Raw genomic sequence first — 14548 nt, 5'->3', positions numbered from 1 at the left:
GATTGGGCGGCTGCGGAAGGGCTGCTTTCGATCGCAGCGGCCCAGCCCGGACGCTTACGTTCCGCCGGAGGTAAGTTGGTGTTTCACATCATGGGGGCGCTTGCCGAGTTTGAGCGAGCATTGATCGTAGAACGGACCCGCGCCGGCATGATGTCTGCCCGCAAGCGAGGCCATCATCTCGGCCGGCCCCGCGTTCTATCTGGTGCGCAACTAGACAAGGCCCGAGAGGAAATTGCCGCCGATCGTGAAACCACCGCCAGTATGGCAGGCCTTCTCGGGGTCAGCCGATCAACTTTGTGGCGAGCGCTACGGAACCGGCCAAGCTCATGACGGCCTGCGTTCCCCTACAAATACCGTCGTGTCCCACTGCTTGGGGCAGATAACAAATACCCCGCTGCGGGAAGAGGGGGACAGCGGGACGCTTGGGAAACCGGCTAACCAGGGAGAACTGCCGGTCTGATGGAACAAGGACCTTGGTCGCCATGATCATGACCTGAATAGGTGGAAGTATCGACTTGCACAGACGGTCTATGAATTAGATTTCTTTCTTGGTGGTGCTTTCTGCGTATCAGTCGGCACGTGATAAAGAATAACAGGAGTATGTCTAACGTAGATAGGCAAACCCGAACCAGCATGTTCTTGAGTAGAATCAAATTCTAAGGGGCGAGTCACTTCGCGCTTTGTAGAAATTCCTGCTTCAACATCAGTAAGGTACGCTTCCCATTCCAGCATTCTTTTTTTGGCGTTTCCATGGCTTACCATGTAGATCAACAGAGATCCGTGGTCCTGGTTTTGAAGTCCCGTGGAATACCTATTAACAAGCTGCCTATAACCACCCAAAAGCTTAGAATATGAAGAGAACTTTTTAGCCTCAGCTAGCCAAATATATTCACTATGCCCATTAACAACTATATCACAATTACCACCGACATTTTTCGAGTGAGATGCATCAAATGCCATGGTAGCTAGCGGAGTTAACAAGAGATTGGTAAGTTGGTCTTCATCCATTCCTGCTGTTATGTTTTTAGCAGCAGACATTCTACTTATGGAAAAATAGACGGCTTCATGTATCAAATCGACAAATTCGCTATAGGGTTTCTTATGAAACTTTTGCATTTGAAGCGTAAGAGCTATTCGGATTGATGGAGGAGCATCCTCGATTTGTGCCACACTAAAGTTAATATTCATTCATGCTTCACTTAACAAGCGAGGTTTATCACCTTCATAATACGGATATATGTACTTACTAATACCTTCTATGCGTTCACGGGTATTAGGATGAACATAGTAGCCATCCGATAATATGTCCTTGGCATCTTCATCCGGCAATGGAAATTCTGCGCCTTGCTCATCGATAAAAACAAAATGCATCTTGAGCGCACTAAACCTACCAGATAGTATTGATACAGCTCTGATCAAATCATCAACATCGCTACCATCGGAGTCAGATATTCTAGCAATAGAATTATAAGTCAGAAAACTGGATTTATTAGAAGGGTTGCTGACAATAAAATCTATTATAGACAGGCATACCTCTGACGCCCTGTCACCAGACCATCGATCTGCGATATATCTTTTAAGGTATTCTGCGCGGGTCATTGTTATAGCTTCGCATGTAGAGAGTTTAGAGCAATCATAAGCTCATCAACAGTCCCAACTTTTCCTATATCCGCGAAATCTAGAACCGGATTAAGATCGTAAGCCAAGCTGCTACTTCCTATAAGACTTAGCTCAATGCGGGCGTCGATGCCCCCTACGCTGGGCACGGTCCACGCTACTTCAACTCCAAAAGCGTCTGTTCCGCCTGAAACGGCTCCCATTCCGCCCTTATGATAGTCCGCCACTCGGAGGCACTTCTGAGCCCCTTTGGTCCTTTCGGATATAGCCTGACCATCAGTTGCAGTATGTTCTAGCCGTATAATGTCGGTAGCTGGATCATTGTAGAACTTAGCAATCGCTGGAAAAAGATTAACTCTCTTACCTTTGATGCTAATGCCGCTTACCTTTTTAATGAATGTATCAAGTCGCGAAACCGAGTCTCTAACCGAGTCCTGAGAAGAGTTTTCAAGAATATCGGTGAGCATGGTGATTTTATCACCTGATTTAGGGACTATTATTGCGTCAAATATCTGAGTTCTCTCAATTCTTATGCCATATACCTCTGCATAGCCAGACCCAGCATTTTGATTAAGCTGGGTAGGACTGAGAGTAACACGAAATCTAGATTCTTTTATATAACATATAATGAAGATGGAGCCGTTGCCAAACGCGGACTTGCCGGCAATTACTGGGTCAGTTGATGCAAGGCTAGTCAGCGCTGAGGCCGACAGAGGCAACGGATACGAGAGTGCCATCTTCGTGCTTTTGTCAGCCGCTAGTTTTAGCGTCATTTTTGCATCCAGAGTAGCGACGTTAGCTTGGCCTATATCATAGATACTCGCCCGCTTTTCGGCGGAAGCAAGTGCTCCCACATACAACGCGTGCAAGCTTCGATCATTAGCCTTAGCTGCGTAATCTGGTTCTTTAAGTTTGGTGTGGATTGCATCCCAACCATGACCAGTCGGGAAGCCACTGGCAACAAGTAGGCGTCTAGCTATTCGATACGGAACGCGCTTGTTTAGGGCATCAAGTAGATCGTCGCGCGTCAAATCAATTCTCCGTTGGGTGTACGTGCATGCTAGCCCCAGCCCTAAGGGCTTTTGATCCCAGTGCATGATCGATAATTTTAGTAGCCGCTTGCAGTTTTTATTATTTCACGCCGTAATAATGCGAATATCACAAGTTCTGTATCAAACAAAAAGACGGCGGAAAAATCCGAAGGCTGACTGCCCGATTCCAGGTATATAGCTCCCGGCGCTTTCGGAGGGCGAGGCTCTAGGCGGACGTCCGGTCACGCAGGATCATTCGCTACCTTTGCCTTGACCTTGGCCACGCTACGCTCGGAAAACTCGGCAAAGAGAGGCTTGGCGCGCTCAATATCCTTCTCACGGAGCGCAGCCTTGGCCTCGCCTAGAAGTTGGTAGTCACTCAATTTCGGGTTGCTCATCTCGACCTCCGAAAGGCACTGAAAACAGATTGGGCTCAACGCTCGTTGCTGTCCAGCGTCCGGGTTTAGGCGCTTCTGCCGTCGCAAAGAGATCCATTTCCCAACGCGATATCCCGCTGCATCGGATTTGTGCATCAAGATCTGGTCGCCTTTTGGCCGTTCGCGGCGTGATGCAAAATTCGTCATTTTTGCATCAACGTCTGTCTTGAATTCCGTTTGCGTTTCACGCGTTGATTCTGTGAAACGGAAATGTTATATATATCTCCATAGACCCAATCGGAGAGACGCAAATGGCCGCTACACTCCACGTTCTTCGTCCAAAGACGCCCGCGATTGCTGGCTATCTCCGGGTTGGCTATACGGGACATCGCAAGCTTGCTGACCTTCATGCGGCTGGTCGCCTGCCTTATCGAAGAATAGTCTTTGATGCGGCGCATCTTGCTGAGCAGATGGAGCTCGCAAAAACGCTCAAGCTTAATGGCTGTGAGATCGTTCTTGATCCAAATTTTGCTGAAATGGCGACTTTGGGCCGCTTTGGGTCATCCTCCATCCAAAAACTTGCCTGGGCGAACTTAGATCGCCCATGGGAAGCGTCTGATTTCAACCGCCGACGCAATCATGATGCCGCCAAAGCAATCGCGGAATTTGCTGTGAAATCGGGTGTGCATGCTGTCCTGTCACCCACCCACCTGATCGAAACCGTCAACGATAGTTGGCGGACTATTGATCTGCGGATGTGTGAGGCGCTGCGTTATGAGCTTGATCGCTGCGGGGGCGCCGATATCGCCGTCGACTATCAGTTAATTACGACTTCCGCCGTTCTGAAAGATGCGGGTGCGAGAGCTGCATTTGTCGATGATATTGAAACGATGCCCATCGAAAATGTTTGGCTTCGGGTATCTGGTTTTGGAGCTACCGCTACGGGCGCTGGAACACGGCACTTTATCGAGTCCGTTCGCGGACTGCATGACATTAGCCGCCCGCTGATTGTCGACATGGCTGGCGGTTTTGCAGGCTTAGGCGCAGCCGCATTCGGCGCCGTAGCAGGCATTAGCCATGGCGTAGGTCAGAAAGAGAGCTTCAAAGCGGCGGATTGGCGCAAACCACCTTCTGGTGGAGGAGGCGCAGCTGCAAGAGCTTATGTCCATGAGCTCGATCGCTATTTCAAAGAGGACCAGCTGCAGGCCATTTTTGATGCAAAGGGTGGACGATCACGCTTCGGTTGCGCGGATACGGGCTGCTGCGCTCATGGTGCCGAGGACATGATCGAAAACGGTCACGCACATTTTATCACCCAGCGCCATCGGCAGATTGACGACCTGTCCGCTGTTCCTGAAGATCGGCGCGCGAGCCACTTCCTGCTTCGCCATCTTGATCCCGCCATTCGCACGGCACGTCACGCAGCCAAGCTCAAGATCGTGGACGAAAAGGTTCTAGCGGCTGTAGGGCAATCAAAAATTCGGATGGTGCGTCTACGTGACGCCCTGGCAGATCTCGATGAAAAAGGGGCCAGCGACACGCGATCACGAGCTCCTAATTTTAGGGGTGGCGCGAAAGCTGTCAGTGCGGTCCTAGGACGGTAATTATGGCAAGTGCAGTAGCGAATTTAATAGACGATCTTAGGCAACGTGGAGGTCTCAAAGGTACAGACGTAGCAAATATTGCGTCAGTATCACCCGCAACGGTGTCTCGATGGACATCGGGAACGTCATTTCCTCATCCGAAGACACAACTTTTAATTTCTGATCTGCGGTATATCGTAGATCGTTTGGCTGAGTTTTATGATCCCGAAGAAACGCGTGTATGGCTATATTCTAGACACAGGCTTTTAAACGGAGAAAGAGCTATAGACCTGATTCATGAAGCACGGGCCGATGAAGTTTTAGCTGTTATCGAGAGCCTAAACGACGGATCGTACACGTAATCATGTCGAGCTCAAGCCGGGTCCATGATCGGGCCATCCTAGATGCTTTGGATGCAATGGATCCGATACCATTTGATGGTACGGTTTGGCGTATTACGCGTGCTGGCCGCGAGGCAACACGTGGTTCGACGTCAAATGGACGCTGGAATATCGGCTCTACGGCTGAAGTTCTTTATTCAAGTCTTGATCGCGATGGTGCGCTTGGAGAAATTGGATTTCGGCTATCCCTCGAACCAGTTTGGCCAAGTCGTATAAATCATGAAATTCATCAGATAAGCGCTCAAAGCGAACGAACACTAGAATTTGCTGACATAGCAAGTTTATCAGCCTTCGACATCGATATTTCTCGGTATCAGTCTTTTGACTACGATGCTACTCAAGCACTTGCTGCTGCTGCACACTTTCTTGAGTTTGATGGATTACTTGTACCCAGTGCAAGGCACAACTCCACAAACCTTGTGTTATTTATGGATCGTGATGTCGCTGGTACTCTCGAAGTTCAATCTACTGAGCTAGTTGATTGGACGGCATGGCGGCGAAAGAACGGCGTCTAAGCGACGCAAAGCGAACTAGTCATCCGCATTTGGAGCACGTCATCAGCGATCGTAGCCCCCCGCCGTCAACGATGGCGCCGCTTACGCCAGAAGCCGTGCTTGAGACGGTTCGCCTCGTCGCTCCCATGGGCATCGTTGCGGTGCAGGGCTACGCGGAAAACGTCTCGAAACCATGGGCCAGCAAGACCGGTCGATCGCTGGTATTTGGCGACCTGGTGCTTGGTGGTGGAGTCCTCTCCTTCCAAATCCCGGCGGAAGCGGCCCCTGAAGCCGGCGAACGCGTCGTCATCGAAGGGCATCTTCGTGCCCAACGCGCTACTCAGAACAACAACGACGTCCGCCGAGGCAATTGGCGCACCATCCTTACCGGCACGGTGGTGGGCACGTGGGAACCGCGCGATCCGCCGCCAGCGCCCCTACCCCTTCCCGATAGAGACGAGTGCCTGCCGCTCGATCTTTTCATTGAGGAGCATGGAATCGAAAAGCTCCTGATCCTCACTACCGAAGTCGGCCAGACAGACATCACCAACGAACTGGTGAAAGCACGCGTCAATGCCCGCCCCTTGTTCCTGCGAGCAAATTTTGGCGATCCCGATGCCTTCCTTCAGACGCTTGCCGGGATACAAGCCAGCCCTTCGGTCCAAGGCTTGGCCGTTGCTCGGGGCGGCGGGATCGGGCTCAACGTGATCGGTAGCTCACGAGAAGTGGTCGCAGCACTGATGGGTAAAGGTTTGCCCATCTACGCAGCGCTTGGGCATGCCGTGGATATCGAGTTACTCGACCGTTATGCCGATCAGGTATTCCATTCGCCCACCGCACTAGCGTCTGCCTTGCAGCGCTCGATCCAGGCGCTTTCGCGGCGTACCTGGCAGGCTCACGAAGTGAACCGACAGGCAGCCCTCATCTCAGACCAAGAGAAACAGCTTACAGCTCATGCCAATCACGCCGGCGAGCTGGAGCGTGCGGGCAAGCAAGCCGCAACAGCCTGGCAGGGCCGCATCGGTACATTGCGCAACACCGTGATCGTCCTGGGCCTAGTAGCTGCCGCGCTGCTCTGGATGCTCGTTCACCAGCGCTAAGTAGCTCCTGGGGTCATCGTACAGAGGGCTGAGACGTAAGCGATTTGCCGACTACGCGCGGCATGCTCGGCAGAGCCGGACTGGAAAGCATTTTTCCCTTGGCCTGCCCTGAAGGTATCAAACGCTTCTGGCACCGTGACCATGGCACCGCAGGTCATCCAGAATCCCTCCTGCTCAGCACGGAACACGCGCGTTAGAAAATTGGGGCGGACGCCCTCAGCAAGAAGCCCGTCAAGGGTCTCATCAACGACCCAGACCGTTCCCTCATTCAACAAATCGCGGACAATCCATCCAGCGACGGGATGCGCCTCCTGCACCGTCCAGAATGATATGACGCTCATCTGCATACCGGCGAGCACGGCTGTTTCATCAGAAGTCATCAACGCCGATCGCTGGCGGGCGTAGCGCTGCATCGCTGTGCTGCGCCCCTCGTCAGCCGTCCATACTGCCAGCTCAATTAAAAACAGCGCCTGGGTGTCGTCTCCAGTCCATGCCTCGGCACTCAGGCGGGACAACCGTTTGGCATAACCCTGCGCGCGTGCAGAAGACAGGAACGGCTCCACGGCCTGAAAGTGCTGCACGCTTAGCGCATGGAGCGCCTTGGAACGCACCATCAGCGCTTCCCAATCAAGCTGTGCCGCTGTGGCAGGCGCCATGTTTTTGGTCATATGTCGACTATATCCGATAGAGATATAGTCGACAATCGTCTGCCTACTGACGCATGGAGCTATGCGCGCTGGTTGGCCTGAATGTTCGTCGTCACCGCCTAGCTGCCGGCATGACGCAGGAGGAACTTGCGTTTCGTGCCGGTATGGATCGGACCTATCTCAGCGATATCGAACGTGGGCGGCGCAACCCGACCCTGCTGACGATGCAGGACATAGCGACCCCGCTGAACCTCCGCGTGGTTGATTTGCTGGAAGGGAGCGACGCTCTCGAACCGCCCGAGGCACCTTCACGCCCCCGAGCTGCCCGAAACGGCTAGCCTGCACGACTTGCACTACGAAAATCGCTACCCTCCGCGCATCCCATTCGCTCGCGGTGTCGCCTCGATCGGCAGACAAAGCCGGAAAGCGTCATACAAAAGCGCCGCTAAGGCTATCCTGCCATCATGACCACAAACGAAAAAGCGTTGCACATGCAACGGTCGACTGTCGGCTATGCATGGCAGCGTTGTTTAAACAACGGTCGGTTATCGTGTCCGCGTAACCGTTCGATCCTCAGTCCAGGAGGCGCATCTGTCCTGCGGCTTCCAGATCCACCTGGGCTTGAGATGGCGGGCCTTTGACAGCTATTTTTGAAAATCTCTTTCCAAAAATAGCTTCAAAATCTTGCGGGGGTGCGACGGCTTCCCCCCGAAGTTGAGCGCGAATTAGCTGTGACGCCCACCATGTCGGTTTGCAGCGGCGCGCTTTGGCAGCGTCTTCCAGCAACGTCATATCGTCCGGGTCGAGCCGTACCTCCAGTCGCTGTTTCCCTGCTCCCTCTGGCACCGAACTATTCGTGGTACGCGAGGTCGTAAGCGCTTGCTCGATCAACGCTCGCATCGCCTGCGACCGTCCCCCGAACTGTTCGGCAAAGGCGTCAAAATAAGCGGCGGTCATATCGTCGAGGCGGACTGTGAAACGGGTCATGCTTACTCGTATGGCAGACAAAACCGGAAAGTGTGTAGTAAAAGCGCCGCTGGGCCTATCCTGCCATCATGACCACGAAAGGACAAAGCGTTGCACGTGCAACGCTCAACCATCAGCGCCACATAATCCCAAGCTTCGCCTAGCCAGTCATCCAGCCGTCAATTCAATTGGCAGACAAAACCGGAAGTGTGGTACAAAACCGGCTGAAAGCCTATCCTGCTATCAGAACCGCATAAGCAAAAAGTTCTGCCAGCCTAACTTTGACCGCTCCCTCGACACAGGACGCCCACAATGTCCGATACGCATCCGAGCTTCCGCAACCCGGCCGAAGAAGCCGCATATGATGCTGTCCTAACCGACCTTGCCGACCGTACTCGCGGAAACGAGGCGGTCATGGTTTTCCGCGCACCGACCGATCCCGAAGCAGCAGTGATCGCCGATACGATGGTCCGCACCGGCAGTGTCAGCGAGGACCTGTACGCCCGCCTGCTCACTGTTGCCGATCGCCGTTACGCCGCGTTTCGCGATGGCGTTGGCCAACCCATTACCCGCGCCATTGCGTTCGATGCGTTCGGCACCCTCGTTCATATCGGCCGCAAGCGGCATCCGTTCGAGCGGTTGATCCGGCAGGCGCGTGACCGGGCGAAGATGATTCCCTCGCCGATGGTCCAGCCGATCGGGCTTGCCGACTATGCAGTAGCTCTCGGGTTGCCTCGTCCGGACGCCGAGCTGGCGGCACTGGATGAGGAGCTGGCGACGATCGCGCTCTACCCCGATACGCTCGATACCCTGCGCCGGGTTCGCGACCAGGGCATGAGGGTCGCCGTCGCCTCCAACCTCGCAATGCCCTATGCGGCCCCGTTAAAGGCCCTCCTGGGCGATTTGATCGATGTCTGGCACTTCTCCTTCGATGCAGGCGCGATCAAGCCTGAACGGGCGTTCTACGCCGGCCTGACTGCCAAGCTGGGGTGTGAGTCTGAGGAGCTGTTGATGGTGGGCGACACTTGGCGGGACGATATCGTCGGCGCCATCGATGCCGGATCACGTGCAAAGTGGCTCGATCGCGATGGCCGTGCGTCCTACGTTCGCCGCTTCATTGCCGCTAGCGGCTTGGCCGACGCGTGCCCGGATCGAGGCCCGGCAACCCATAAAACGGAGATGGAGCTTGTCATCGAAAGCATCGATACGAACCTCAACTATTTCCATAATCAGCGTTGGGCGAACGAGATGGGCCGGTTACGTCAAGCTTTCGAGCGTGCGCCCGATGCCGAAAAAGCTGCTGCGAAACAGGCGGTGGAAGACCACTATGGCACACGTGCTCAACCCGAAAACAGCCGCGCCGCTTTGATCCAGAGTACGTTCGAGCAGATTGGGGCACGCCACGCGACCGACTGACTTCTTTCCCGCTAAGCTTAGCGGCCTCTAGGCCGCCTTGTGACGGCGAAGCCGGCACGCATCGTTAACACATTGGCCGCAGGCCAATTCCGTATTGGTCCTGCGTCGGTTTTCTCGCGCGTGTTCGCGGTGATTCTAGATTCTCTATGATTCAATGATTCAGGGGGCGCATGCCTTTGAATTCATTTGCATAATAAGCTTCGCCTACGACAAATGGGGTGCTCAGTTACGACAAATGGGGTGCCCACCTACGACAAATGGGGTGCTCAGTTACGACAAATTGGGTGCCTTGTGAGGGTCAAGGATGCCTATGCGATCTATGACAAGGGTGTTGATCTTATGTCGTAACTGGTTAGAGTTTTGGTGTGTCCGACGCACCATCCATCGGCCGCACCATGAAGGCGGCTTCCACGGCTTCTGTCCGTGATGGTCACGCTATCGTCAAAGCCGGAGAGTTCATTGAGGCTCGCTTTGGTGCAGGCACGTCGCCTTCCTTGGCCGCTCGTAAGACCTTAGCTCTTTTGATCGCCAAAGCTGCTGGCGAGGCGTGGCGTCCGGGTTCGCATGTTATCGCCAAACGTGAGCTGCGAGGTAGCCACAACGCCAATGATCGGATCCAAGATACACTCGACGAGCTGATGGACGTGAAGTTCCAGATGCCTTCGACGTCAGCTCAAGGACGGGCTGCAACCCTTACTGCCGCCCTGCTTGCCTGGACGTTGAATGAACACGCGGAGGATGGACGCGCTACTTTAGAATGGGAGTTTACAGCCCCTGCCCGCGCCATTCTTCAAGGCAGCGATTATTACGCTCGCCTCAACCGAGCCGCGCTGCTCGCCTTCCGATCTAAGTATGCGATTACGCTCTATGAAATGGGCTGCTTGCTCGCTGGACGTCGCAATCCAACATGGTCCGGCACGGTTGATGAACTTCGGGAGCGGCTAGGCACTCCATCCAACTCGATGCCGAATTTCTCTGATTTCCGACGTCTTGTGCTCACGCCTGGCAAAGCTGAAATTGATCAGCTCGCTGCGTTCACGATGGATTGGCTCGAACGTCGTGGCGCAAGGGGAAAGATTACTCACGTCACTATAACGTTTGCCCCAAAGGACGATGATGCGACCGATGCCGCAGCGGACGAGGCAGAACGCCATAGCGGCGGACGGCGATCACGGCGCGAAGGCGCCACCGATACCGTCGTTGATGCTACCAATCTCATCGCAGCGGCAGCATCACGACTGTCGGTTTCCGACGCCGTGCGCTGGCCTGCTGATGACCAGGTAGATGAGTTTAAGAACCCTGAGCTGTATGCGATCGGACGCAATCTAGGGGGAGGGCATGCTGTGCAACGCCTTGCCGACCAGTATGCCCGCGTTCGTAGCAATCAACGCCGGCAGCTTATCGGAGACAACCTCAAAGCTGACTGGACGAAATGGGTTACGGGGTGTGCCGAAAAATGGGCCCGCACCTGATTGTTCCTAAACCCTCCCGTTACTGCTAACGGTTAGCCAATCGGTACTTGAAACGATCTGCAACGGGGTACGGTAGATGGCTTACACCTTAGGCGAGGCTGCTAAGGCAACAGGTATTAGTAAGGCTTCCATATCTCGCGCTGTCAGCAGTGGCCGAATTTCGGCAACAAAGAAAGAGGATGGCTCGTTTTCTATCGAGCCTGTTGAGCTGCATCGGGTGTACCCCCCAAAGTCGTCCGTACCGGTAAGCACAACCCCTTCCGAAACGCCCCGTAACTCCGACGGTAACACCAACAACGCCTCAGATTCCAACGTGTTACAGGCGCGTCTTGATGCAGCGTTGGAACAGTTACGTGATAAGGACGGCACGATTGGTGACCTTCGCCAGCGCCTTGACCGATCCGACGAAGAACGCCGCGAGGCGCAGGCCCGGGTGATCGGCTTGTTGGCTGGCCCTGGCCCCACGGAGTCCAAACGAGGCTTTTTTGGTCGCCTGTTCGGCCGTCCTGACGAGTAAATCATTGTCGTCGAAAAAGGGGTTCCTTTTGCGACGACGGCAGCACCAAATAGGGGTCGCAATCATGTGAACCGTCGCTCGGGCAGTAGGTCAGCGAACGATAATTCTTGCCATCGGCAACTGTATTATATAACTAAAACACTAAACCGGGACTCCGGTAATGAGAGAACGCGTCATGGCTGACTATTCGACCGCCCAAGAGCTTCCGACCAGTGGCATCTTCAAGGGGATAGTCAGCGGTAACGCGCGAGTGAAATCCGGCTCTAACTTAGAAGTCAAAGGCATTATCAACGGCGATCTTTTCATCGAAACCGGGTCTAAGGTTCTGGTCAGCGGCATAGTGGATGGTCGAGTTGTAAACGACGGTGGCGACGTTGAATTAACCGGCATTATTGGCGGCTGACGCCCAGATATTCTTGATGCAAAAATCAAAAGTTTTGCATCACGGCAGCAGTGAGGCGCTTTGCCGACACCCCAGCCATATTGACTGTGTCTACGTTATGTTGTGTAAAGACAACGAATCGTAGCGGTTCGGGGTTCAAATAAGATATGCATAACAGGATTGCCGTCTTTCGTGCCGAGCATGGGTTGTCGCGCCGACAGCTTGCAGAAGCAGTGGACGTCAATCCGCAGACGATCGGCTATCTTGAGCGGGGCGATTACAAGCCAAGCCTCGAGTTGGCGCTCAAGGTCGCTGCCGTGTTCTGCGTACCAGTGGAGCTGCTTTTTTCGCTGACCCCGTTCGAAGCAATAGGCGCCAGCCTGCAGCGAATTGGAGTGGAACAATGAGCGATAGACAGCACCGTTTTCTAGCTTGGCTAGATCGGTCGGTGGCGTGGACAGGTGTGCCCGCAATGACTGCTAGGATGCCGCGCAAGCGGCACCTGCGGTGGCCACCGCTGGTGGCGCTGGTTGTGGCGAGTGCAGGGATTCTCTGGTGCGTTTTACACCCGGATCGCAACTACTGGATTGGCTATGCACTGATCATGGTGGGCTTCTTCATCGCCAACCTCATGCCAATCTGGGGTCCGCTGCGTCACTTCAGCGAGCGCGCGGATGAATTCGAACGCCAGCAGCGGCGCGACTCCTTCCTGGTCGGACTAGCGACGGTGGCAGCGGCGGCGTTCGCAGGCATATGGCTCACTGTGGGCCTCCTCGCGATGCAGGTATGGTCAGCCCTTGTCGCTCAGCAGGAACTTACCGCGCTCGCTTTTTACATGATGGCACTGTTCAGTGCCGTTCCAACGCTTCACGCGAGCTGGCACACGCGGCCGCTCAATGACGAGGACTAGGGTTCCGGACGGAATTGCGGGTCCGACATTTTCGCTCTGATGCAAAATTCACGAGTTTCGCATCGGACTGAGAGCGGGATAAAACCGCCCCTCCCACGATGCGAAAATCTAATGCTATCGAGCTGCGCAAAAGGGCTTTTTTGCCCCCCCCCTAAATGTCCTAATTTGAAGAAAAGTAGTTATTTGGTCGCGTGCCGCAGTTGGTCAGCGATAGGGGACTTTACCGCCTGGTTGGAGAATGCCGCCAGCCATTCTGCCTTCGGGGTCGAGCGCAACCGACATAAATACCTCGCCGTTGGCGAACACCAAATTGTAGGCGTCGTCACCCATCATGCCATGTCCGCGGTAAGTGACCGACTTTAGCTCGCCTAGTTTTTTGAACATGGGATGTGTCATCGGCAAATCATTACGAACGACTTCCGCGAACCGCGGAGAGAGCTTGTCGTAGTCAGGCGAGCCGCTCGCCAAACCGGCGACAAGGCGCCGCAAGGTAGCCTCGGTGCCCGCAGTCGGCACTGAGCTGGGTGCAGCTGAAGGTGCCGACGGGACCCCTGCTGACGGGCTGGCCTGCGCCTCAAGCGAACCAAGAGGTTGAGCCCATATCATTATAGCTGCTGCTGCAAGAAAGCTCATTAGCATTGCTCCTGAGACCAGATAGACAAGGTGCCGCCGTGTGATCCACGCGGTCTCGTTTCGCGGGGCAGCAATGGAGCCGCCTTCATCGGATTTAGCATCACCCTGCGGAAGGTCCGACGGCCCGGGTCCCAGTCGACCGGACCGCTCTAACGTCTCTACCAGCTTCGCAGCTTCTAGGGATGAGGACATGCCTAGCTTGGCGCGGGCCATCTTTAATCGCTTCTCCACAGCGTGAGGAGATATACCAAGATCGAGAGCCATTTGCTTAGCAGTCTGATGGTTCAGGCAACGCTTGAGGCATTCCCGCTCGGCTATAGTCAGGCGCAGGATTCCTGCCCGGGTGGTCTCGTTTATCGCGTCCGTCCTCATGCCGGCCAACGTAGCGCTTTCAGAGCCAGTACCAACTCCCGCTGTCTGGTACTCCTATGGTACTTCAGCCCTGATCCCATTCTGGCGCTATGGATGCCAAGATCAGCTGACGGGTTCAGCCTGAGAAATTAGCCTGAATTTGCAGCCTCGAACGTTCACAATCATAGGCCAGCAATCACCCACAGGTTGCAAAAGGGTTCCCTTTTGCAACAATAATTCAAGTCAGCTAAATCAATGGCTTGGCTGTTGCAAAAGGCTGTAGCAAAATACGCTGATGAAAATTGGCTATGCGCGTGTCTCATCCGGTGAACAGAATCTTGATCTTCAACGTGACGCGCTGACCCTTGCTGGCTGCAGCGTGATCCACGAAGACGAAGGTGTTTCAGGTGTTGCACGCCGTCGCCCTGGGCTCGACCGAGCGCTGACCATGCTGAAACAGGGCGATACCCTAGTGACATGGCGTCTTGATCGCTTGGGGCGCTCCCTGCCGCACCTCATTGAGCTAGTATCCGCCTTGCAGGACCGAGGTTGCGGTTTTGTCTCGCTCAACGAGGCGATCGACACCAGTTCCGCCGTACGCGTCCGGCCTGACCCGTGTTGCGGGAAACGGCACGAGCGGTGATGTCCGCT

19 protein-coding genes are annotated in these 14548 nt (G+C 54.6%); 12 read left to right on the top strand and 7 right to left on the bottom strand.

The window, feature by feature from the left end:
* A partial coding sequence (locus tag IFS44_RS21130; RefSeq protein ID WP_192100032.1) for a recombinase family protein occupies positions 1–330 on the top strand: 330 nt, incomplete at its 5' end.
* A gap of 198 nt (positions 331–528) precedes the next feature.
* On the opposite strand, the gene IFS44_RS21125 is transcribed toward IFS44_RS21130, so the two are convergent.
* From IFS44_RS21125 to IFS44_RS21110, 4 genes are all read right to left on the bottom strand, one after another.
* Positions 529–1188, bottom strand: coding sequence for a hypothetical protein (locus tag IFS44_RS21125; protein WP_192100030.1), 660 nt, complete (start codon positions 1186–1188; stop codon positions 529–531).
* A complete protein-coding gene (locus IFS44_RS21120) occupies positions 1189–1599 on the bottom strand; it encodes a hypothetical protein (protein WP_192100027.1) in 411 nt (136 codons plus the stop codon). It abuts the gene before it with no gap.
* A gap of 2 nt (positions 1600–1601) precedes the next feature.
* Positions 1602–2648 (bottom strand): hypothetical protein, encoded by a 1047-nt coding sequence (locus tag IFS44_RS21115; protein WP_192100025.1) that lies wholly within the window; start codon positions 2646–2648, stop codon positions 1602–1604.
* Between the two features lie 242 nt (positions 2649–2890).
* Positions 2891–3232 carry a hypothetical protein gene (locus tag IFS44_RS21110; RefSeq protein ID WP_192100023.1) on the bottom strand — a complete coding sequence of 114 codons (342 nt, stop codon included), beginning with the start codon at positions 3230–3232 and terminating at the stop codon, positions 2891–2893.
* Positions 3233–3336: 104 nt separating this feature from the next.
* On the opposite strand from IFS44_RS21110, the gene IFS44_RS21105 reads away from it, so the two are divergent.
* The 3 genes from IFS44_RS21105 to IFS44_RS21090 all read left to right on the top strand — a co-directional run bounded on the left by IFS44_RS21105 (position 3337) and on the right by IFS44_RS21090 (position 6603).
* Positions 3337–4629, top strand: coding sequence for a hypothetical protein (locus IFS44_RS21105; RefSeq protein ID WP_192100021.1), 1293 nt, complete (start codon positions 3337–3339; stop codon positions 4627–4629).
* Between the two features lie 343 nt (positions 4630–4972).
* On the top strand, positions 4973–5524 hold the full coding sequence (locus tag IFS44_RS21095) for an RES family NAD+ phosphorylase (protein WP_206757894.1): 552 nt from the start codon (positions 4973–4975) through the stop codon (positions 5522–5524).
* A 71-nt stretch (positions 5525–5595) separates the two neighbouring features.
* Entirely contained in the window at positions 5596–6603 is a 1008-nt protein-coding gene (locus IFS44_RS21090) for an exodeoxyribonuclease VII large subunit (protein ID WP_192100015.1), read from the top strand.
* On the opposite strand, the gene IFS44_RS21085 is transcribed toward IFS44_RS21090, so the two are convergent.
* Positions 6600–7271, bottom strand: a complete 672-nt coding sequence (locus IFS44_RS21085) for a hypothetical protein (protein ID WP_192100013.1) — start codon at positions 7269–7271, stop codon at positions 6600–6602. The genes IFS44_RS21090 and IFS44_RS21085 overlap by 4 nt on opposite strands.
* Positions 7272–7324: 53 nt before the next feature.
* Between IFS44_RS21085 and IFS44_RS21080 the strand changes: the two genes are divergently transcribed.
* Positions 7325–7588 (top strand): helix-turn-helix domain-containing protein, encoded by a 264-nt coding sequence (locus tag IFS44_RS21080; RefSeq protein WP_192100011.1) that lies wholly within the window; start codon positions 7325–7327, stop codon positions 7586–7588.
* 235 nt (positions 7589–7823) lie between these two features.
* On the opposite strand, the gene IFS44_RS21075 is transcribed toward IFS44_RS21080, so the two are convergent.
* Complete coding sequence (locus IFS44_RS21075) at positions 7824–8237, bottom strand: hypothetical protein (RefSeq protein WP_192100009.1); 414 nt, start codon at positions 8235–8237, stop codon at positions 7824–7826.
* 291 nt (positions 8238–8528) lie between these two features.
* On the opposite strand from IFS44_RS21075, the gene IFS44_RS21070 reads away from it, so the two are divergent.
* The 6 genes from IFS44_RS21070 to IFS44_RS21045 all read left to right on the top strand — a co-directional run bounded on the left by IFS44_RS21070 (position 8529) and on the right by IFS44_RS21045 (position 12913).
* The gene (locus IFS44_RS21070) at positions 8529–9632 is read left to right on the top strand and encodes an HAD family hydrolase (RefSeq protein ID WP_192100007.1); all 1104 of its coding nucleotides are present in this window, start codon (positions 8529–8531) and stop codon (positions 9630–9632) included.
* 365 nt (positions 9633–9997) lie between these two features.
* A complete protein-coding gene (locus tag IFS44_RS21065) occupies positions 9998–11104 on the top strand; it encodes a replication initiation protein (RefSeq protein WP_342366531.1) in 1107 nt (368 codons plus the stop codon).
* A gap of 76 nt (positions 11105–11180) precedes the next feature.
* The gene (locus IFS44_RS21060; RefSeq protein WP_192100006.1) at positions 11181–11621 is read left to right on the top strand and encodes a DNA-binding protein; all 441 of its coding nucleotides are present in this window, start codon (positions 11181–11183) and stop codon (positions 11619–11621) included.
* Positions 11622–11796: 175 nt separating this feature from the next.
* Positions 11797–12024 (top strand): hypothetical protein, encoded by a 228-nt coding sequence (locus IFS44_RS21055; RefSeq protein WP_192100004.1) that lies wholly within the window; start codon positions 11797–11799, stop codon positions 12022–12024.
* A 146-nt stretch (positions 12025–12170) separates the two neighbouring features.
* Complete coding sequence (locus IFS44_RS21050; protein WP_192100002.1) at positions 12171–12410, top strand: helix-turn-helix transcriptional regulator; 240 nt, start codon at positions 12171–12173, stop codon at positions 12408–12410.
* A 77-nt stretch (positions 12411–12487) separates the two neighbouring features.
* The gene (locus IFS44_RS21045) at positions 12488–12913 is read left to right on the top strand and encodes a hypothetical protein (protein ID WP_192100001.1); all 426 of its coding nucleotides are present in this window, start codon (positions 12488–12490) and stop codon (positions 12911–12913) included.
* Positions 12914–13117: 204 nt separating this feature from the next.
* Here the strand turns inward: IFS44_RS21045 and IFS44_RS22510 are convergent, their stop codons facing one another.
* Positions 13118–13546 (bottom strand): hypothetical protein, encoded by a 429-nt coding sequence (locus IFS44_RS22510; RefSeq protein WP_244650498.1) that lies wholly within the window; start codon positions 13544–13546, stop codon positions 13118–13120.
* Positions 13547–14192: 646 nt separating this feature from the next.
* On the opposite strand from IFS44_RS22510, the gene IFS44_RS21035 reads away from it, so the two are divergent.
* Positions 14193–14540 (top strand): recombinase family protein, encoded by a 348-nt coding sequence (locus IFS44_RS21035; protein WP_244650497.1) that lies wholly within the window; start codon positions 14193–14195, stop codon positions 14538–14540.
* The last annotated feature ends 8 nt before the right edge of the window (positions 14541–14548 follow it).

The sequence above is a fragment of the Sphingomonas sp. CFBP 13706 genome, assembly GCF_014842355.1.
GTDB classification, from domain to species: domain Bacteria; phylum Pseudomonadota; class Alphaproteobacteria; order Sphingomonadales; family Sphingomonadaceae; genus Sphingomonas; species Sphingomonas aerolata.
The sequence above is the reverse complement of the archived record's forward strand: the minus strand, read 5'-3'. Positions and strand labels throughout refer to the sequence as shown.